The following is an 18,708-nucleotide window of genomic DNA, read 5'->3' as shown; positions in this document are numbered from 1 at the left end:
ACAGTCAGTGGGCTCCGCCAACGTTCAGGACGACGACGCCGGCCACCACCAGGCCGATGCCCAGGATCTTCGTCAGGTTCAGCTCTTCACCGAGGAACATGGCGCCGATGGCCACGATGGCAACCGTTCCGAGGCCTGACCACAGGGCATAGGCGACCCCGACCGGCACACTCTTGACCACCTGTGACAGCAGGACGAAGGCCACCCCATACGAACCCAGGCACAAGACGCTGGGCCACAGCCGGGTAAATCCTTCCGTGGACTTCAGCAGGCTGGTGCCCAGAACCTCCACAGCGATCGCCAGCGCCAGATAGACATAGCCCACGAAGATTCGTCCTTTCCCCACCGCCGGAACAGTTGCCGGCGTGCCGCCAGCAGAGCCCGGCGAAACATTCCATCCTAAACGGCCGGACACGCCGCATCGGAATCGGATGAACGCGGAAGGCAGGACGCCGGGGCCATGCGGGCAGGTGCCGCGCCCATGCCGGCAGGTGCCGGGGGAGACAGCAAAGTGCCGGAGAAGACAGCGTCAGGGCAGAACGACGGCGATCGGCGCACCCGGTTCTGCCACGCGCTCAAGCTCCCGGACGACGTCGTCCGCCTCCTCCGCGGTGAGGCCCTCCAGCGACTGGACCGCCCAGATCGCCGGAAATGTGTTCGCGGCGAAGGGCAGGGACGTCGGATCTGCGACCGACACGCTCAAGCGGCGGGCCATGGCGTACCGGACGTTGCCGTCGAAGGGATCCACGCCCGTGTAGTGGATGCCGGCCTGGACGAACCGGAGCCCGTCGTCGCCCGGGCCGCAGCACACGTCCAGCACGGCGTGCCTGCCCTGGGCCTTGAGCAGGGCGATGAATGGTTCCAGCGAAGTTTCTGTCAGCAGAGTCATCGTGTTAACCAGTCTTGGTTAAAAGCCGCCGCCACGGAACCCACGAAGGGACCGCGGCGGCGAAGGGGTTGCTCAGTTGAAGACGACCGTCCGGTTGCCGTCCAGCAGCACGCGGTGTTCTGCATGCCACTGCACGGCCTGGGCGAGGGTGCGGCCTTCCACGTCCCGGCCCATCTGCACCAGCTGCTCCGCCGTCCGCGAGTGGCTGACCCGGATGACTTCCTGCTCAATGATCGGGCCCTCGTCCAGCGCGGCGGTGACGTAATGCGCGGTGGCGCCGATCAGCTTCACGCCGCGCGCATAGGCCTGGTGGTACGGCTTGGCGCCTTTGAAGGAGGGCAGGAAGGAGTGGTGGATGTTGATCGCCTTGCCGGTCAGCTCGGTGCAGAGGTCGTCGGAGAGGACCTGCATGTAGCGGGCCAGGACGGTCAGTTCGACGCCCTCTTCGGCGATGATCTTGCGCAGCTGGTCCTCGGCCTGGTCCTTGGTCTCGGGCGTCACCGGGATGTAGTGGAACGGGATGCCGTAGAACTCGGCCAGCCCGGCCAGGTCGCGGTGGTTGGAGACGATCGCGGGAATCTCGATGGGCACGGTCCCGGAGCGCTGCAGGAACAGGAGGTCGTTCAGGCAATGGGCCGACTTGCTGGCCATCAGCAGGGTGCGGACCTTGCGGCCCACGGGGTTCAGGGTCCACTGCATGCCGAAGGCTTCGGCCACGGGTTCCAGGGCGGCGACCACCTCGTTCTGGGAGGCCTTGGTGGTGGCTTCCACGCGCATGAAGAAGGTGCCGGTGGTCTCGCTGCCGTACTGCTGGGAATCCATGATGTTGCAGCCCGCCACGAGCAGGGCGCCGGCAACGGCGTGCACGATTCCGGGGCGGTCAGGGCAGGAGAGGGTAACGACATACGATTTGGCGAGCTGGTCTTCATTCACGAAGAACAGCCTACCCGCGCGTTGGTCCCGCTTTTGATAGTGTGGTGGCGTCGCAACTGGCGTTTGGGTGGCTAACCACCAGGGAGCGGCACTCACGAAGACCACGGATCGTACGCCTGGGCCGAGGGTCATGTTTTGCCGGTAGCGCTGCTTTTCGAAGAGCAGCCACCCAGTGCGCTGCGGCGCCCTTATATGGACCTGCGCCCGGAACTCTTCCGGATGATGGTCAACGAGGGGCGGAGCAACGTTCCAGCCGGTAGCCTGACCTTTAGCAGTGCCCATCCCTAGCCAGGAGTTCTTCGTGACCACTTCACCGACTTCCGTTAGCACCTCCTCCGTCAGCAACCAGCCGCTGGCCGAACTCGACCCCGAGATCGCCGCGGTCCTGGACCAGGAGCTTGGCCGCCAGCGCGGCACCCTGGAAATGATCGCCTCCGAAAACTTCGCCCCGCGCGCGGTCATGGAAGCCCAGGGCTCCGTGCTGACCAACAAGTACGCAGAGGGCTACCCGGGCCGCCGGTACTACGGTGGCTGCGAGTACGTTGACGTCGCCGAGCAGCTGGCGATCGACCGGGTCAAGGCCCTGTTCGGTGCCGAGTACGCCAACGTCCAGCCGCACTCCGGCGCGCAGGCCAACGCTGCCGCGCTCTCCGCCATGATCAACCCCGGTGACAAGATCCTGGGCCTGTCCCTGGCCCACGGCGGACACCTCACCCACGGCATGAAGCTCAACTTCTCCGGCAAGCTCTACCAGGTTGCCGCCTACCAGGTGGAGCAGGACAGCTTCCGGGTGGACATGGACAAGCTGCGCGAGCAGGCCATCGCCGAGAAGCCGCAGGTGATCATCGCCGGCTGGTCCGCCTACCCGCGCCACCTCGACTTCGCAGCCTTCCGCTCCATCGCCGATGAAGTCGGCGCCCTGCTCTGGACGGACATGGCCCACTTCGCCGGCCTCGTCGCAGCAGGCCTGCACCCGAGCCCGGTGCCGCACTCCGACGTCGTGACCTCCACGGTACACAAGACCCTCGCCGGTCCCCGCTCCGGTGTGATCCTTGCCAAGGAACAGTGGGCCAAGAAGCTGAACTCCAGCGTCTTCCCGGGCCAGCAGGGCGGGCCGCTGATGCACGTCATCGCTGCCAAGGCCGTGGCCTTCAAGATCGCCGGCAGCCAGGAATTCAAGGAGCGCCAGGAGCGCGTCCTGGAAGGCGCCAAGATCATCGCCGACCGCCTGAACCAGGCCGACGTTGCCGAAGCCGGAGTCTCCGTCCTCACCGGCGGCACCGACGTGCACCTGGTGCTGGTGGACCTGCGCAACTCCCAGCTGGACGGCCAGCAGGCCGAGGACCTCCTGCACTCGGTGGGCATCACCGTCAACCGCAACGCCGTGCCGTTCGACCCCCGCCCGCCGATGGTCACCTCCGGCCTGCGCATCGGTACCCCGGCACTGGCCACCCGCGGCTTCGGCGCCACCGAGTTCACGGAGGTTGCCGAAATCATCGCCACCGCGCTGAAGGCCGGCTCCGGCACGGACGTTGAAGCCCTGCAGGCCCGCGTGGACAAGCTCGCAGCCGACTTCCCGCTGTACCCGCAGCACGAGCAGTGGTGATCCATGACTGAAACCGCAAAAACCGCGCAGATCCTTGACGGCAAGGCTACCGCCGCTGCCATCAAGGCCGAGCTGACCGCACGCGTGGCCGCACTCAAGGCCAAGGGCGTCACCCCGGGACTGGGCACCATCCTGGTGGGGACTGACCCCGGCAGCACCTGGTACGTGGGCGGCAAGCACAAGGACTGCGCCGAGGTGGGCATCAACTCCATCCGCCGCGACCTGCCCGAGGAAACCACCCAGGACGAGCTCCTTGACGTGGTCCGCGAACTGAACGAAAACCCCGACTGCACGGGTTACATCGTCCAGCTGCCGCTGCCCAAGCACATCGACCAGGACGTCATCCTGGAGGCCATGGATCCGGACAAGGACGCCGACGGCCTGCACCCGATGAACCTGGGCCGGCTCGTGGCCAACATCAGCGGACCCATGAAGTCCCCGCTGCCCTGCACCCCCAAGGGCTGCGTGGAACTGCTCAGCCGGCACGGCATTGACCTGAAGGGCAAGCGCGTCCTCGTGGTTGGCCGCGGCGTGACCATCGGCCGGCCGGTGGGCCTGCTGCTGACCCGCAAGGACGTCAACGCCACCGTGGTGCTGGCGCACACCGGCACCGCCGACCTGCCCGCCGAACTCCGGCAGGCCGACGTCGTGATCGCTGCGGCTGGTGTGCCGCACCTGGTCAAGGCGGAGGACCTGAAGCCCGGTGCCATCGTGCTCGACGTCGGTGTGAGCCGCGTTGACGACGGCAGCGGCAAGGCGGTGGTCACCGGGGACGTGCACCCCGATGCCGCCGACGTCGCCGCCTGGCTGTCCCCGAACCCGGGCGGTGTGGGTCCGATGACCCGCGCCATGCTCCTGGCCAACGTGGTGGAAACCGCGGAACGCCAGGCGGGGATCTCCTAGCCTGAGCTTGCGAGGTTAGGGCGCGAACGGCGCGTAGGGAGCTTACTCCTCCGGGAGTAGGCTCCCTACGCCGTTAAGCCGACGACGGGCGCTGCCTTCCGGGCTAGGCTCGGAGATATGCAGCGCCGTTTCCGGGGACCGCCCACAGCGGCCATCGTGGTTGCGGTGGCCGTCATCGAGGTGGTGGGCACGGTCTTCGCTTCCGCCCGGCAGCCCGACCACCGGGTGCTGGATGCCCTTGGCTTCGTCCTGCTGCTGGCCGGGCCCGCCTCCCTGTCACTGCGGCGCCGCGCCCCGCTGGTGATGCTTCCTGCCGCGGCCGCCTCCGTAGGGGCGTACCTGGCCCTCGGCTACGCCTGGGGCCCGGTGTTCCTGTCCCTGGCGCTGGCATTCGTGCTTTCCGCCGCGGCGGGGAAGCGCTGGCAGACCTGGGCCGTAGCCGGCGCCTGTGCATCGGTCCTGGTGGCAGCAGCGGCGGCCAGCGGGGACGAGTTCGCCCTGGTCCGGGCGTTTGCCGGCACGTCATGGCTGGCCATCCTCGTGCTGATGGGGGAGGGCATCCGGCTGCGGACCGAACGGGTGGCGGAACGCCGCCGCCAGCGTGAGGCCCGCGAACAGGCTGCCCGTGACGAGTACCGGCTGGCCCTCGCCCGGGACATCCACGACGTCGTTGCCCATTCCCTGTCGCTGATCAACGTCCGCGCCTCCGTGGCGCTGCACCTGGGGGAGAAGGACCCCGCCCAGTTCCGCCCGGCACTGGAGGCCATCAAGGCGGCGAGCAAGGATTCCCTGGCCGAGATCCGCCAGCTTCTGGGCGTGCTCCGTGAGGACGCCCCGCTGAAGCCCGCGCCGCCGCCCCGGCTGGACCGCGTTCCCGCGCTTGCCGATGACGCGCGCCGCGCCGGGCTCGAGGTCAGCCTGACCCAGCCGGACACAGCCGCCGTGCAGCAGCTCCCGGACACCGTCCAGGAGGCCGCATACCGGATCGTCCAGGAGGCACTGACCAACGTGGTGCGCCATTCAGGGGCCCGGAAGGCCGCCGTCGTTTTGGCACTGGAGGGCACGGCACCGGACGGGAAGCCCGGAAAGCAGCTCACCGTGACCATTGACGACGACGGCGCCGGGGCCGCCGGGGTGCCGGAAGGCAACGGTGTGACGGGGATGCGGGAGAGGGCGGCCGCCGTGGGCGGTTCGCTCTCCTTGGCGCCGCTGAACCCTGCGCTGCCGCACCCCGGCTGGCGGGTCCGGGCGGTGATTCCGCTGGCCGGTTCCCTGGCAGGGCGGCCGCCGGAGCCGGAAGGGGAGACGCGATGATCCGCATCCTGCTGGCCGACGACCAGACGCTCATCCGGGCCGGCTTCCGGGCCCTCCTGAACGCCGAACCGGACATGGAGGTGGTGGCCGAGTGCGGCACGGGAGGCGACGCCGTCCGCCTCGCCTCCCGGGAGCGTCCCGACGTCGTGCTGATGGACATCCGGATGCCCGGGACGGACGGCCTGGAAGCCACGCGGAAGATCATGGCGGACCACGGCCTCGCCGGCACGCGCATCATCATCCTCACCACCTTTGAACTGGACGAATACATTGCGGAGGCGGTGCGGGCCGGGGCAGCAGGGTTCCTGGTGAAGGACACCGAACCCGAGGAGCTGCTCCGCGCCGTGCGCGTGGTCCACGACGGCGACGCCCTGCTCTCGCCGTCGGTCACCCGCCGGATCATGGCCCAGCTGGCGCTGCAATCCCGGGCCACGGCGGCTCCGGTATCCCTGCAGAACATCACCGAACGCGAACGCGAGGTCCTGAAGCTCGTGGGCGAGGGCCTGAACAACGCCGAGATCGCGGAGCGGCTGGTGATCACCCCGCTGACCGCCAAGACCCACGTGTCCCGCATCATGACCAAGCTGCTGGTGCGCGACCGGGCCCAGCTCGTGGTGCTGGCCTACGAGTCGGGCCTTGTCCGCCCCGGCTGGGCGGGATAGGGCTGCAGACGCCAGCTTCGGCCTCCCGGCGGAGGGCAGCAGAACCGGACGGCCAGCTCCCAACGCTCTCTCACTCCCTGCACCAAAACCACCGATGCTCTATCACTTCCTGCAGGTTTTGTGCCGACGCTCTATCAGTCGATAGAGCGTCGGCACCCGGAGGCGGCTGGGAGTGAGAGAGGGTCGCCTTGAAGGTTGCAGGGAGTGAGAGAGGGTCGCCTTGAAGGTTGCAGGGAGTGAGAGAGGGTCGCCGTGAAAGTTGCAGGGAGTGAGAGAGGATCGCCTTAAAACCTGCAGGGAGTGAGAGAGGGTCCATAAAGATTGGATCGGCTGGGGCAGCAGGAGGCTGCCTCCCCGCGGAGTACGTGCGGCACCCAAGGTGACTCCCGGCGTCGGACGACCCGCCGCCGTCGGAAAGCCAGACTCGAAGCAGAGCCGAAAGACGGCCCGTACCGAGTTTTTGGAGCATGACATGACTTCATCCCTAGCCACCGTTTTCGCCGTCCAGCCAGCGCAGTTCCTGGCCGATTCCGTCGCCCACGGCCCGTGGGGCACAGGCTACTCGCCGTGGTTCCTGGTGTTCCCGCTGTTCTGGATCCTGGTCATCGGCCTGCTGATCTTCTTCGCCAGGCGCACGTGGCGCAGGAACGACGAGTGGGCCACCACCCGCGGCGGGGAAAGCGTCCTGCGGGAGCGTTACGCGCGGGGCGAGATTGACGAGACCGAATACCGCCAGCGGCTCGAGGTCCTGCGGGGCGGCCCGCGGGGAAACCGGAGGTAGTACCCTGTTTTTTGAGATTTAGCTATTCCTTTGGCTAACGCCGCGTACTAGCGTAATGGGGTGCCCGAACTCCATTCCGCCGAAGGAACGTCCAAGAAGCCTGTGCCCGCTCAAGAAACAGGGCCCGCGGTGCCCGCCGCGCCGCGGTACGTGATTACCGCGGAGAACCTGACCAAGACCTATGGCGACGTCACCGCCGTCGACGGCATTTCCTTCAGCGTTCCGGCGGGGGAGTCCTTCGGGCTGCTCGGGCCCAACGGCGCGGGGAAGTCCACCACCATGAAAATGATCGGCGGGGTGTCCCAGCGGACCTCCGGGAGCCTGACCATCATGGGGCTGGACCCCGAGCGGAACGGGCCCGAGGTGCGCGCGCACCTGGGCGTGGTGCCGCAGCAGGACAACCTGGACGAGGAACTCAAGGTCCGGGACAACCTGCTGGTCTACGGCCGCTACTTCGGCCTGCCCATGAGCTACCTCAAGCCCAAGGCCGACGAACTGCTCGAGTTCGCGCAGCTGACGGACAAGGCCAAGTCCAAGGTGGATGCCCTGTCCGGCGGCATGAAGCGCCGCCTCACCATCGCCCGCTCGCTCATCAACGAGCCCCGCATCCTGCTGCTGGACGAGCCCACCACCGGCCTGGACCCGCAGGCACGGCACATCTTGTGGGACCGGCTGTTCCGGCTGAAGGAGCAGGGCGTCACGCTCATCCTCACCACCCACTATATGGACGAGGCAGAGCAGCTGTGCGACCGGCTGATCGTGGTGGACAAGGGCCGGATCATGGCCGAGGGCTCGCCGGCATCGCTCATCCGCGACTACTCCACGCGGGAGGTCCTGGAGCTGAGGTTCGGTTCGGAGCGCAACGCCAGCATCGGCGCCGAGCTCGAGGGCATCGGCGAACGCCTGGAGACGCTGCCGGACCGGGTGCTGATCTACACGCACGACGGCGAGGCGGCGCTGGAGGAAGTCTCCGCACGCGGGCTGCGGCCGCTGACCTCGCTGGTGCGCAGGTCCTCGCTGGAGGACGTGTTCCTCCGGCTCACCGGCAGGAGCCTCATTGACTGAGCCATCGCCTGCCTCCTCCGGCGTCAGTTCACCGGAAAGTCCGACGGCGGGACGCACCTTGCGCGCCCACCCTCCTGAGGTGTCGGCCGCCAAAGCGCGGCGCTGGGGCGCCTTCTACTACGCCGAGCAGGTCCTGCGCGTCATGAAGGGCTACGGCTGGTCCATCTTCCTGTACAGCGTGGGCCAGCCCGCGGCGTACCTGTTCGCGATGGGCGTCGGCCTGGCCACCCTGGTGGACGCCAACGGCGCCGCAGCGTTCGGCGGGGTCAGCTACATCGCCTTCATCGCGCCGGCCCTGCTCGTCTCCGCCGCGGTCATGACCGCCGCCAACGAGTTCACGTTCCCGGTGATGGACGGCTTCAAGTGGCGCCGGGTCTACTACGGGCCGCACGCCTCGCCGCTGACCCCGGAGCAGATCGCGGCCGGGCAGATCATCGCGGTCACCCTGCGGTTCCTGCTGCAGTCCGTGATCTACTTCGTCCTCGTGGCCATGTTCGGCGCATCGCCCAGCGGCTGGGGCTGGGGTTCAGTGCTGGTGGCCACCTTGGCCGGGCTCTCCTTCGGCCTGCCGCTCATGGCCTACGCGGCATCCATCACGGAGGACAAAGGCCAGTTCGCGATGGTGATGCGGTTCATCGTCATGCCGCTGTTCCTGTTCTCCGGCACGTTTTTCCCGCTGGACACGCTGCCCGTGCTGGTCCGCTGGATCGGCTGGATCTCGCCCATCTGGCATGGCACGGAGCTGGGCCGGGTGATGACGTTCGGCTATGAGGAGTCCCCGGTGCTGACCATCATCCATGTCCTGTTCCTGCTGGGGCTGGCCTGGTTCGGCTGGGTCCTCACCAAACGCCAGTTCGTCAGGAGGATGGAGCAGTGACAGTCCTGACGCAGGGCCACGCTGTCACGGAGGAAGCCCGGAACCGGCGCTTCGGCCCGCTGTACTCGCGTAACGCCCGCGCGGTGATCGGGCGCGGGCTGATGGCCACCAAGAGCAACAACTGGCTGGTCATGCTGTCCGGGTTCTTCGAGCCGGTGCTGTTCCTCATTTCGATGGGCGTCGGAATGGGGGCCGTCGTGGGCTCCGTCGCCGGCCCGGGCGGCCAGGAGATCAGCTACGCGGCGTACATCGCACCGGCGCTCCTGGCGGTCTCTGCCATGAACGGGGCGGTGTACGACTCCACCTGGAACGTCTTCTTCAAGATGAACTTCGCCAGGCTCTACCAGGGGATGCTGTACACCTCACTGGGACCGCTGGACGTGGCCATCGGGGAGATCTTCCTGGCCCTGCTGCGCGGCCTGCTGTACGCCACCGGGTTCACGGCGGTCATGGGCGTGATGGGCCTGATCACCACCCCCTGGGCGCTGCTGATGATCCCGGCGTCGGTGCTGATCGCCTTCGGGTTCGCCAGCTTCGGCATGGGCATCACCAGCTTCATGAAGACCTTCCAGCAGATGGACTGGGTGAACTTCATCATGCTGCCGATGTTCCTGTTCAGCGCCACCTTCTATCCGCTGAGCGTCTACCCGCAGTACATCCAGTGGCTGATCCAGGCCATGCCCCTGTGGCACGGCGTGGAACTGCTGCGCCAGATCAGCGCCGCCTCCTTCACACCGGCCACCGCCATCCACGTGGGCTACTACCTGGTGATGATCGTGCTGGGTCTCATGCTCACCACCGGCAGGCTGCGCAGCCTCTTCCTCAAGTAGCGTTCGCCGCCGGTGGAAGCGTCCTGGGGAGCTCCGGGGATTTGAGAGAATAGCTCCATGCAATCTCTGGGCAGCTCCAAGTCTCCATCCACCCCCGGCCGGGGAGGGTTCTCCATGTTCCGCATCAGCGGCCCGGGCCTGCTGGTCCTGATCACCGCTTTCCTGGTGGCAGTGATCTTCGCCGCCAACCAGAACGACGTCGTCGGCTGGGTCGTTGCTGTCATCGCACTGTTCTGGCTGGCGCTGGCGTCCTTCGTGGTGTTCAGCATCCAGCGGGCGGCCAAGAAGGCCGGGGCGAAGCTCAACGAGGCGCACAACGCGTTCAACGCGGCCACCGGCCGCGCGCCTGCCACGGCAGACCAGGGCGGAACCCGGCTGGTCCGCGAACGCGGTGAAGCGGAAGAACTCCGCGACATGAAGCTCGACCACTCCTTCAAGATCGTGCAGGTGCAGGTGCGCGTGGTGGAGCAGGAGCGGGCCAAGGGCGCAGCCGCGGACCAGGACACCATCCGCCGCGCCCTGGAGACCATCGAAATCACCGCCACCAACGCGCGTGACATGATCAAGTCGTCCGGTGGCTCCGGCGAGCCCGTGACCGGAACCATCATCGACTAGAGTGGAACGGGTGAGCTCGGCATTGAAGAAGGACCACCTTCGCATCGCAACAGTCAACGTCAACGGCCTCCGCGCTGCCTACAAAAAGGGCATGGCCGAATGGCTGGCGACCCGCGAAGTGGACATCCTCACGCTGCAGGAAGTCCGCGCACCTGACGCCATCGTCCGCCAGCTCATCGGCGAAGGGTGGTACATCCTGCACGCCGAAGCAGAGGCCAAGGGCCGTGCCGGCGTCGCCATCGCCTCCCGTGAGGAGCCCCTGGTCACCCGCGACCACATCGGCGACGACTACTTCGCCACGGCCGGCCGCTGGGTGGAGGCGGACTTCCGGGTCCGCGACGCCGAAGGCAACGCGTCCCAGCTGACCGTCGTGAGCGCCTACGTGCACTCCGGCGAGGCCGGCACCCCCAAGCAGGACGACAAATACCGTTTCCTGGATGTCATGAGCACCCGCCTGCCCGAGCTCACCAAGCACAGCGACCACGCCCTGGTCACCGGTGACCTGAACGTCGGCCATACCGAGCTGGACATCAAGAACTGGAAGGGCAACGTCAAGCGTGCCGGCTTCCTGCCGGAGGAGCGTGCCTACTTTGACCGCTTCTTCGGTGAGGAGATCGGCTGGAAGGATGTTCACAGGGGCCTGGCGGGCAACGTCAACGGCCCCTACACCTGGTGGTCGCAGCGCGGCCAGGCGTTCGACAACGACACCGGCTGGCGCATCGACTACCACCTGGCCACCCCCGACCTCGCGGCCGCCGCAGTGCAGGCCGTCGTGGACCGGGCGCCGTCGTGGGACACCCGCTTCTCTGACCATGCCCCGCTGGTAGTGGACTACCGGCTCTAGTCCAAAGGCTCCGACGAATGACTTCCACCCCCACCGTGACCGACGCCGCCGCTGCGCAGCCGGAAGCCGCAAACGGCACCGGGCCTGCTGCCGGAATCCGCCACCGCATCCTCTCCGGCATGCAGCCCTCCGCCGACTCCCTGCACCTGGGTAACTACCTCGGCGCCCTCGTGAACTGGGTACGGATGCAGGACGAGTACGACGCCATCTTCTTCATCCCGGACCTGCACGCGATCACCGTTCCGCAGGACCCCGCGGAGCTGGCCAAGCGGACGCGCGTCACGGCGGCCCAGTACATCGCCGGCGGCGTGGACGTCAACAAGTGCACCCTGTTCGTCCAGTCCCAGGTGCCCGAGCACGCTCAGCTGGCCTGGGTCCTGAACTGCATCACGGGTTTCGGCGAAGCTTCCCGCATGACGCAGTTCAAGGACAAGTCGCTCCGGCAGGGCTCGGACTCCGCCAGCGTGGGCCTGTTCACCTACCCGATCCTCCAGGCCGCGGACATCCTGCTCTACCAGCCGCAGGGCGTTCCGGTGGGCGAGGACCAGCGCCAGCACGTGGAGCTCAGCCGCGACCTCGCCACCCGGTTCAACTCGCGCTTCGGCAAGACGTTCACGGTTCCGGAACCCTTCATCCAGAAGGAATCGGCCAAGATCTACGACCTGCAGCTTCCCACGGCCAAGATGTCCAAGTCCGCGGAGTCGCCCGCTGGCCTGATCAACCTGCTCGACGACCCCAAGGTCACGGCCAAGCGGATCAAGTCCGCCGTGACCGACGCCGAGACGGAGATCCGCTTCGACCGGGAAACCAAGCCCGGCGTGTCCAACCTGCTGACCATCTACTCGGGCATCACCGGGCAGACCGTGGAGCAGCTGGTCAAAGCCTACGAAGGCAAGATGTACGGCCACCTGAAGGTGGACCTCGCCGAAGCGGTGACCGAACACCTGACCCCCATCCGCGACCGCGCCAACGAACTGCTGGCGGACCCTGCGGAGCTGGACCGCCTGCTGGCCCACGGCGCGGACAAGGCCCGTGCGATTGCCGCCGAGACCCTCCAGGACGTCTATGCCAAGACCGGTTTCCTTCCATATGCCGGAGCCCGTTAGCAAGATGCCGGCCCCGAAGCCCGCCAACAGCGGAGTCAGCGAAGGAATGAGCCTCGGGGTCATTCTGGGCTTCCCGCCTGAAATCGCTGAGGAACTGCAGCGGTGGCGGGCCTCCTTCGGGGACCCCATGGCCACCGTCATCCCTGCGCACATCACCCTCGTGACCACCACCCCCACGCAGGACTGGGAGACGGCCAGGGACCATGTGCGCGAGGTGGCCCGGACGCAGGCCCCCTTCATGGTGACGATCTGCGGAACGGGATCTTTCCGGCCCGTCTCCCCGGTGGTTTTCATCAACGTGGAGGAGGGCTTCCAGGAATGCGTTGATCTGCACGAGAAACTCCAGACCGGGCCGCTGGCACGGGAGCTGCCCTTTCCGTACCATCCGCATGTGACCATTGCCCACGACGTCGCACCGGAAAGCCTCGATGAGGCCGAAACGGTGCTGCAGGACTACAGGGCAACCTTCCCGGTGGTTAGCATGGGACTTTACGAGCACGACACCGACGGTATTTGGCAGCTACGGGAAGAGCTTGACTTTGGTACCGAACCAGACGACGAACGGGACGCCCTCCGAGCACCAAACGCCGACGGCGCCACCGCCGCCCACTGAGCGCGCGCAGCTGAAGCTGGAGGTCATCCGCAAGCGGGTGGAGTGGGGCAAAGCCCGCCGGTCCGGCAAGGGCGCCTTTCCGCAGCTCATGGCCCTGGTCCAGTGGCTCCTGGCCCGCCTCAACGCCTTCCGCCCCATGCGGGCCTGGCAGCACTACACGCTGCAGCACGGGCCGCTGATGAGTGCCGGCACCGGCTTCAACATGTTCTTTTCCATCACCGGCCTGCTGACCACCGGTTTCTCCATCGCGGGCCTCGTGCTCCGGGGCCAGCCGGCACTCCTGGACCGGATCGTTGCCAGCGTGGCCGAAAGCGCCCCGGGCCTGCTGAAGGTCGACGGCGGCGAGGGACTGGTGGACCCGAAGGACCTCCTGAACCCCGACGGGCTGGGGTGGACGGCGGTCATCGCCGCGATCGTCACCGTCATCACGTCCCTCGGCTGGATCGCCGGCCTCCGCGAAGGTCTCCGCGGTGTGATGATGCTGGGCCCGCTTCGGCTGAATCCCGTGGTCATCAAACTGCGCGACGCCGGGACGCTGCTGCTGCTCGGCGTCGCCCTGGTCATCAGCTCCGGTGCGTCCCTCGTGTTCGGCACCGCGGCGGGCTGGGCGATGGAGCAACTGCGCCTGGACCCGGCGGTGGCCGGGCCTGTGGCGGCGCTGATCAAGATCGCCGTGCCGCTGCTGCTGAACTGGATCACGGCGCTCATCATGTTCCGGCTGGCCGGCGGCCTCAGGCTCTCCCGGCAGGCGCTGCTTGAGGGAACCATCCTCGCGGGCGTGGGCACCACGGTCCTGCAGGTCTTCAGCACGGAACTGCTTGCCGGGGCGGGACGCAACCCTATCCTGGCGCCGTTCGCCATCATCATCGGCCTGCTGATCTGGTTCAATCTGGTCAGCCAGGTCTACCTCGTGTCCGCGTCCTGGGCGGCCATCCGCGAGGAGGACCTGAAGGCCGCTCCGGCAGCCAAAACCACCGGCTGGGGTGCACGGCAGGTGCAGCCCGGAAAGACGCCGGTGGAGCGGCACCATCCGGCCGATCATCCGCGCCCCGTGGGCGTCAGTGTCCGGCGTCGAGGTACTGGTCGGCCCACGCCGCGATAATCTTCGCCGCCCGTGCCGCCTGGCCCTTGCCGGTCAGCAGGTGGTCGCTGCCCTCCAGCGAGACGAAGTTCCGCGGATGGCGGGCGGTCTGGAAGATGGTGCTGGCATTCTCGATGCCCACGGTGTTGTCCGTGGGGGAGTGCAGAACCATGAGCGGCTTGTGCAGCCGCCGGATGCAGTCCGTGAGGTCGGCGTTCTCCAGGTCCTCCACGAAGTGCCGGCGGATCTCCACCCGCTTGCCGCCCAGGTCCACCTCGGCGCTGCCTTCGCTGAGGATCTTGTCCAGGGCCGCATCGAAGACGTGCGCGACGTGCTTGGGGGAGAAGGGTGCACCCACCGTGGCAACTGCGTCGAGTTCAGGGATTTCGGACGCCGCCGCAAGGACAGCGGCGCCGCCGAAGGAATGCCCCACGAGCAGGGAAATGGCCCGCCCCTCGGCCCGCATGTATTCCGCCGCCCGCACCGTGTCCGCCACTTTGTGGCTGAAGGAGCCCGCGGACCATTGCCCGGCGGAGCCGCCCAGGCCCACATTGTCGAACCGGAGCATGCCGATCCCGTTGTCCGCGAGTGCCTTGCACATCCGGGACGCCGCAGGGCTGTCCTTGCCCAGCGTGAAGCCGTGCGAAAAGACGCCCCAGCCCTTTACAGGGCCTTCCGGCACATCGAGGATGCCGGAGAGCAGCTCACCGGTGGTGCCTTCGAAGGAGACTTTCTCGGAGCGGTGCATCTGTTTTCTCCCTTTGGGTCGTTAAACAACGACGGCGCCGCTCACCGTACGTTTTCCGCACGTGGTGGGCGACGCCGTCGTACTCTTTTGTCCGCTGGTCAGCGGTCCCTAGATCTTGCGGGCCAGGATGGCCTGTTTGACCTCTGCGATGGCCTGCGTGACCTGGATGCCGCGGGGGCATGCCTCGGAGCAGTTGAAGGTGGTGCGGCAGCGCCACACGCCTTCCTTGTCGTTGAGGATTTCCAGGCGCATGTCGCCGGCGTCGTCACGGGAGTCGAAGATGAAGCGGTGGGCGTTCACGATCGCTGCCGGGCCGAAGTACTGGCCGTCGGTCCAGAACACGGGGCAGGACGAGGTGCAGGCGGCGCACAGGATGCACTTGGTGGTGTCGTCGAAGCGCTCACGGTCCTCGACGGACTGCAGGCGTTCCTTGGTGGGCTCGTGGCCCTTGTTGATGAGGAACGGCATGACCTCGCGGAAGGACTGGAAGAACGGCTCCATGTCCACGATCAGGTCCTTCTCCACCGGCAGGCCCTTGATGGGCTCAACGGTGATGGGCTTGGACGTGTCCAGGTCCTTCAGCAGGGTCTTGCAGGCAAGGCGGTTGCGGCCGTTGATGCGCATGGCATCGGAACCGCAGACGCCGTGGGCGCAGGAGCGGCGGAACGACAGGCTGCCGTCCACGTCCCACTTGACCTTGTGCAGCGCGTCCAGAACACGGTCCGTGCCATACATGGTCAGCTTGAAGTCGTCCCAGCGGGCTTCGCCGGAAACCTCGGGGTCGTAGCGGCGAACGCGCATGGTGATGTCGAATGTCGGGATTTCCCCGCCGCCGCCAACACCGGCGGGAAGTTCGATCTTGGAGGCTGGCTCAGCAAGTTCAGCGGACATATTAGTACTTCCTCACCATCGGCTCGTAGCGCGTAAAGACAACCGGCTTGGTGGCAAGCCGGACACCGGCGATTGCCTCCTCCGCGGAACCGTCGGCCGGTGCGTGGTCTTCTTTGTACGCCATGGAGTGCTTCATGAATTTTTCGTCGTCGCGGTCCGGGAAGTCCTCGCGGAAGTGGCCGCCGCGCGATTCCTCACGGTACAGGGCAGCAACCGTCATGACCCGGGCCAGTTCCAGCAGGAACCCGAGTTCAACGGCTTCCAGCAGGTCAAGGTTGAAGCGCTTGCCCTTGTCCTGGACGTTGATGCGGGTGTACCGCTCCTCGAAGGACTCGATGTCCCTGAGGACCTGGTTGAGCGTCTCGGCGGTGCGGAACACCTGCATGTTGGCGTCCATGGTGTCCTGCAGTTCCTTGCGGATCGCGGAGACCTTCTCGGTGCCGTTCGCGTTGCGGGCGACGTCCAGCAGCTGGTTGGTGAACCCTTCCGGGTTCTCCGGCAGCTCCACGAAGCCAGCGGTCTTGGCGTACTCCGCGGCGGCGATGCCGGCACGCTTGCCGAACACGTTGATGTCCAGCAGGGAGTTGGTGCCCAGGCGGTTGGAGCCGTGCACGGAAACGCAGGCCACCTCGCCGGCGGCGAACAGGCCCGGAACCACGGTGTCGTTGTCCTGCAGGACCTCCGTGGCGATGTTCGTCGGGATGCCGCCCATGGCGTAGTGCGCCGTCGGGAAGACCGGAACCGGCTCCGTGTAGGGCTCCACGCCGAGGTAGGTGCGGGCGAACTCGGTGATGTCCGGCAGCTTGGCGTCGATGTGGGCCGGCTCAAGGTGCGTCAGGTCAAGGAGCACGTAGTCCTTGTTCGGTCCGCAGCCGCGGCCTTCGCGGACCTCGTTGGCCATGGAGCGGGCCACGATGTCACGCGGGGCGAGGTCCTTAATGGTGGGGGCGTAGCGCTCCATGAAGCGTTCACCCTCGGAGTTGCGGAGGATGGCGCCCTCACCGCGGGCGGCCTCGGACAGGAGGATGCCCAGGCCTGCCAGGCCGGTCGGGTGGAACTGGAAGAACTCCATGTCCTCCAGGGGGATGCCGCGGCGGAACGCGATGCCCATGCCGTCACCGGTGAGGGTGTGGGCGTTGGAGGTGGTCTTGAAGACCTTGCCGGCGCCGCCGGAGGCGAACACGACGGACTTGGCCTGGAAGACGTGCAGCTCGCCGGAGGCGAGGTCGTAGGACACGACGCCGGCAACGCGCTTCTGCTTGTACGGCGTGCCGTCCTCGCGGACGGCGTCTTCCTCGACCGTCAGGAGGTCCAGGACGTAGTACTCGTTGTAGAACTCAACGTTGTGCTTGACGCAGTTTTGGTACAGGGTCTGGAGGATCATGTGGCCCGTGCGGTCGGCGGCGTAGCAGGCGCGGCGCACCGGAGCCTTGCCGTGGTCACGGGTGTGGCCGCCGAAGCGGCGCTGGTCGATGCGGCCCTCGGGCGTGCGGTTGAACGGCAGGCCCATCTTTTCGAGGTCCAGCACGGCGTCGATGGCCTCCTTGGCCATGACCTCGGCGGCGTCCTGGTCAACCAGGTAGTCGCCGCCCTTAATGGTGTCGAAGGTGTGCCATTCCCAGTTGTCTTCCTCGACATTGGCCAGGGCAGCACACATGCCGCCCTGCGCCGCACCCGTGTGGGAGCGGGTGGGGTAGAGCTTGGTCAGTACTGCTGTTCGCGCACGCTGACCGGACTCGATCGCGGCGCGCATCCCGGCGCCACCGGCACCGACGATGACGACGTCGTACTTATGGACCTGCATACCAGACGCTCTTTCTCTCTAAATTCGCAATAAAACAGCGGGCGGTCTGAGCCGTCTCCGCACAAAATTGCGGCCCGCCAATCGATGGCGGGCCGCCACGGGATGCTACGCGGGGCAGAAGCCGCCGGGCAGCTGGACGCCGTCCACAACCGGGCACGGGTTGAAGGTGAAGATCACCAGGGTGCCGAGGATGATGATGACGGCGGAGGCTGCGTAGAGGACCATCTTGAGCCAGAAGCGGGTGGAATCCTTCTCGGCGTAGTCGTTGATGATGGTGCGCACGCCGTTGGTGCCGTGCAGCATGGCCAGCCACAGCATGGCGAGGTCCCAGAACTGCCAGAACGGATCTGCCCACTTGCCGGCAACGAAGCCGAAGTCGATGGCGTGGATGCCCTCGCCCACCAGGAGGTTAACGAAGAGGTGGCCGAAGATCAGCACAACCAGGACCACGCCGGAGAGGCGCATGAACAGCCAGGCCAGCATTTCGAAGTTGCCGCGCGAGGTGCCGTTGCGGCGGTACTTCGGGGCGATCCTGCCGGACTCGGGCTTGCCGATGATCTGTCCGCTGCGAGGGGACTGGATCTCAGTTGCGGACATGGCTTAGTGACCTCCGAGCGCGAGGGACAGGTGGCGGATGGCGAAGGCGACCATGGTGACGACCCACAGGCCCAGTACCACCCAGAGCATCTGACGCTGGTACTTGGCGCCCTTCTTCCAGAAGTCGACGGCGATGATCCGCAGGCCGTTGAAGGCGTGGAACACGATCGCTGCGACGAGGCCCGTTTCACCCAGGGCCATCAGCGGGTTCTTGTAGGCACCGATTACGGCGGTGTAGGCCTCAGGCGACACCCTCACCAGCGAGGTGTCCAGCACATGGACCAACAAGAAGAAAAAGATCACTACACCCGTAATACGGTGTCCAACCCAGGACCACATGCCTTCACGGCCGCGGTACAAGGTGCCAGCTGGTTTCGTCGGCACTGAATAAACCTCCCTGAACACAGCGGCGCTGGCGCGGGATCCACGCCGGGGGAAACGCCTGCTGCGAGAGCACTCGTAGCTCAGGCCTAAATCTAGGCTTCGCTTACAGCTTATTCAATTCAGGTGGTCCTTGCCCGCCACGTACTGTACGGATTTTCGGCTATT

Annotated in this window: 21 protein-coding genes and 1 riboswitch; of the genes, 13 read left to right on the top strand and 8 right to left on the bottom strand. The window is 66.7% G+C overall.

The features are described from left to right. Positions 1–4: 4 nt before the first annotated feature. From BWQ92_RS04215 to purU, 3 genes are all read right to left on the bottom strand, one after another. Positions 5–325 carry a DMT family transporter gene (locus tag BWQ92_RS04215; RefSeq protein WP_076798431.1) on the bottom strand — a complete coding sequence of 107 codons (321 nt, stop codon included), beginning with the start codon at positions 323–325 and terminating at the stop codon, positions 5–7. Between the two features lie 204 nt (positions 326–529). After that, positions 530–889, bottom strand: coding sequence for a class I SAM-dependent methyltransferase (locus BWQ92_RS04210; RefSeq protein ID WP_076798430.1), 360 nt, complete (start codon positions 887–889; stop codon positions 530–532). Between the two features lie 72 nt (positions 890–961). Beyond that, complete coding sequence (gene purU, locus BWQ92_RS04205; RefSeq protein ID WP_076798429.1) at positions 962–1,822, bottom strand: formyltetrahydrofolate deformylase; 861 nt, start codon at positions 1,820–1,822, stop codon at positions 962–964. A gap of 42 nt (positions 1,823–1,864) precedes the next feature. Continuing rightward, a riboswitch (ZMP/ZTP riboswitch) is annotated at positions 1,865–1,951 on the top strand. A gap of 172 nt (positions 1,952–2,123) precedes the next feature. On the opposite strand from purU, the gene glyA reads away from it, so the two are divergent. The 13 genes from glyA (at position 2,124) to BWQ92_RS04140 (ending at position 14,140) form a co-directional block, all read left to right on the top strand. Next, the gene (glyA, locus tag BWQ92_RS04200) at positions 2,124–3,428 is read left to right on the top strand and encodes a serine hydroxymethyltransferase (protein WP_076798428.1); all 1,305 of its coding nucleotides are present in this window, start codon (positions 2,124–2,126) and stop codon (positions 3,426–3,428) included. Between the two features lie 3 nt (positions 3,429–3,431). Further along, positions 3,432–4,331: a bifunctional methylenetetrahydrofolate dehydrogenase/methenyltetrahydrofolate cyclohydrolase gene (locus BWQ92_RS04195; RefSeq protein WP_076798427.1), complete on the top strand. Its 900-nt coding sequence runs from the start codon at positions 3,432–3,434 to the stop codon at positions 4,329–4,331. 117 nt (positions 4,332–4,448) lie between these two features. Further along, entirely contained in the window at positions 4,449–5,645 is a 1,197-nt protein-coding gene (locus tag BWQ92_RS04190) for a sensor histidine kinase (protein ID WP_076798426.1), read from the top strand. Then, positions 5,642–6,307 carry a response regulator gene (locus BWQ92_RS04185; RefSeq protein ID WP_076798425.1) on the top strand — a complete coding sequence of 222 codons (666 nt, stop codon included), beginning with the start codon at positions 5,642–5,644 and terminating at the stop codon, positions 6,305–6,307. The genes BWQ92_RS04190 and BWQ92_RS04185 overlap by 4 nt, the downstream gene beginning before the upstream one ends. 472 nt (positions 6,308–6,779) lie before the next feature. Then, complete coding sequence (locus tag BWQ92_RS04180; protein ID WP_076798424.1) at positions 6,780–7,088, top strand: SHOCT domain-containing protein; 309 nt, start codon at positions 6,780–6,782, stop codon at positions 7,086–7,088. Positions 7,089–7,190: 102 nt separating this feature from the next. Next, a complete protein-coding gene (locus BWQ92_RS04175; RefSeq protein ID WP_076798423.1) occupies positions 7,191–8,153 on the top strand; it encodes an ABC transporter ATP-binding protein in 963 nt (320 codons plus the stop codon). A 58-nt stretch (positions 8,154–8,211) separates the two neighbouring features. Next, positions 8,212–9,030, top strand: coding sequence for an ABC transporter permease (locus BWQ92_RS04170; protein ID WP_157365265.1), 819 nt, complete (start codon positions 8,212–8,214; stop codon positions 9,028–9,030). Then, positions 9,027–9,860 carry an ABC transporter permease gene (locus BWQ92_RS04165; protein WP_076798421.1) on the top strand — a complete coding sequence of 278 codons (834 nt, stop codon included), beginning with the start codon at positions 9,027–9,029 and terminating at the stop codon, positions 9,858–9,860. The genes BWQ92_RS04170 and BWQ92_RS04165 overlap by 4 nt, the downstream gene beginning before the upstream one ends. A 57-nt stretch (positions 9,861–9,917) precedes the next feature. Continuing rightward, positions 9,918–10,475 carry a hypothetical protein gene (locus BWQ92_RS04160; RefSeq protein WP_076798420.1) on the top strand — a complete coding sequence of 186 codons (558 nt, stop codon included), beginning with the start codon at positions 9,918–9,920 and terminating at the stop codon, positions 10,473–10,475. A 10-nt stretch (positions 10,476–10,485) separates the two neighbouring features. After that, positions 10,486–11,319: an exodeoxyribonuclease III gene (locus BWQ92_RS04155; RefSeq protein ID WP_076803502.1), complete on the top strand. Its 834-nt coding sequence runs from the start codon at positions 10,486–10,488 to the stop codon at positions 11,317–11,319. A 17-nt stretch (positions 11,320–11,336) separates the two neighbouring features. Further along, complete coding sequence (trpS, locus tag BWQ92_RS04150; protein WP_076798419.1) at positions 11,337–12,425, top strand: tryptophan--tRNA ligase; 1,089 nt, start codon at positions 11,337–11,339, stop codon at positions 12,423–12,425. Between the two features lie 4 nt (positions 12,426–12,429). Further along, complete coding sequence (locus BWQ92_RS04145; protein ID WP_087873655.1) at positions 12,430–13,038, top strand: 2'-5' RNA ligase family protein; 609 nt, start codon at positions 12,430–12,432, stop codon at positions 13,036–13,038. 37 nt (positions 13,039–13,075) lie between these two features. After that, positions 13,076–14,140: a YihY/virulence factor BrkB family protein gene (locus BWQ92_RS04140; RefSeq protein ID WP_076798417.1), complete on the top strand. Its 1,065-nt coding sequence runs from the start codon at positions 13,076–13,078 to the stop codon at positions 14,138–14,140. Here BWQ92_RS04140 and BWQ92_RS04135 read toward each other — a convergent pair. The 5 genes from BWQ92_RS04135 to sdhC all read right to left on the bottom strand — a co-directional run bounded on the left by BWQ92_RS04135 (position 14,097) and on the right by sdhC (position 18,543). Then, complete coding sequence (locus tag BWQ92_RS04135; protein WP_076798416.1) at positions 14,097–14,867, bottom strand: alpha/beta hydrolase family protein; 771 nt, start codon at positions 14,865–14,867, stop codon at positions 14,097–14,099. The genes BWQ92_RS04140 and BWQ92_RS04135 overlap by 44 nt on opposite strands. 108 nt (positions 14,868–14,975) lie before the next feature. Then, positions 14,976–15,758: a succinate dehydrogenase iron-sulfur subunit gene (locus BWQ92_RS04130; protein ID WP_076798415.1), complete on the bottom strand. Its 783-nt coding sequence runs from the start codon at positions 15,756–15,758 to the stop codon at positions 14,976–14,978. A gap of 1 nt (position 15,759) precedes the next feature. Further along, a complete protein-coding gene (gene sdhA, locus BWQ92_RS04125) occupies positions 15,760–17,562 on the bottom strand; it encodes a succinate dehydrogenase flavoprotein subunit (RefSeq protein WP_076798414.1) in 1,803 nt (600 codons plus the stop codon). Between the two features lie 105 nt (positions 17,563–17,667). Then, positions 17,668–18,159: a succinate dehydrogenase hydrophobic membrane anchor subunit gene (locus tag BWQ92_RS04120; RefSeq protein WP_076798413.1), complete on the bottom strand. Its 492-nt coding sequence runs from the start codon at positions 18,157–18,159 to the stop codon at positions 17,668–17,670. A gap of 3 nt (positions 18,160–18,162) precedes the next feature. Beyond that, positions 18,163–18,543 (bottom strand): succinate dehydrogenase, cytochrome b556 subunit, encoded by a 381-nt coding sequence (gene sdhC, locus BWQ92_RS04115; RefSeq protein ID WP_076798412.1) that lies wholly within the window; start codon positions 18,541–18,543, stop codon positions 18,163–18,165. Positions 18,544–18,708 lie beyond the last annotated feature (165 nt).

Origin of the sequence: Arthrobacter sp. QXT-31 (genome assembly GCF_001969265.1) — a bacterium.
Classification (GTDB): Bacteria; Actinomycetota; Actinomycetes; order Actinomycetales; family Micrococcaceae; genus Arthrobacter.
The sequence above is the reverse complement of the archived record's forward strand: the minus strand, read 5'-3'. Positions and strand labels throughout refer to the sequence as shown.

Coding starts and splice junctions, on each gene's coding strand:
- trpS (WP_076798419.1), top strand. CDS start 11,337: ATGACTTCCACCCCCACCGTGACCGACGCCGCCGCTGCGCAGCCGGAA.
- BWQ92_RS04130 (WP_076798415.1), bottom strand. CDS start 15,758: ATGTCCGCTGAACTTGCTGAGCCAGCCTCCAAGATCGAACTTCCCGCC.
- BWQ92_RS04145 (WP_087873655.1), top strand. CDS start 12,430: ATGCCGGCCCCGAAGCCCGCCAACAGCGGAGTCAGCGAAGGAATGAGC.
- BWQ92_RS04190 (WP_076798426.1), top strand. CDS start 4,449: ATGCAGCGCCGTTTCCGGGGACCGCCCACAGCGGCCATCGTGGTTGCG.
- BWQ92_RS04185 (WP_076798425.1), top strand. CDS start 5,642: ATGATCCGCATCCTGCTGGCCGACGACCAGACGCTCATCCGGGCCGGC.
- BWQ92_RS04180 (WP_076798424.1), top strand. CDS start 6,780: ATGACTTCATCCCTAGCCACCGTTTTCGCCGTCCAGCCAGCGCAGTTC.
- BWQ92_RS04160 (WP_076798420.1), top strand. CDS start 9,918: ATGCAATCTCTGGGCAGCTCCAAGTCTCCATCCACCCCCGGCCGGGGA.
- sdhA (WP_076798414.1), bottom strand. CDS start 17,562: ATGCAGGTCCATAAGTACGACGTCGTCATCGTCGGTGCCGGTGGCGCC.
- BWQ92_RS04195 (WP_076798427.1), top strand. CDS start 3,432: ATGACTGAAACCGCAAAAACCGCGCAGATCCTTGACGGCAAGGCTACC.
- BWQ92_RS04135 (WP_076798416.1), bottom strand. CDS start 14,867: ATGCACCGCTCCGAGAAAGTCTCCTTCGAAGGCACCACCGGTGAGCTG.
- BWQ92_RS04120 (WP_076798413.1), bottom strand. CDS start 18,159: ATGTCCGCAACTGAGATCCAGTCCCCTCGCAGCGGACAGATCATCGGC.
- BWQ92_RS04210 (WP_076798430.1), bottom strand. CDS start 889: ATGACTCTGCTGACAGAAACTTCGCTGGAACCATTCATCGCCCTGCTC.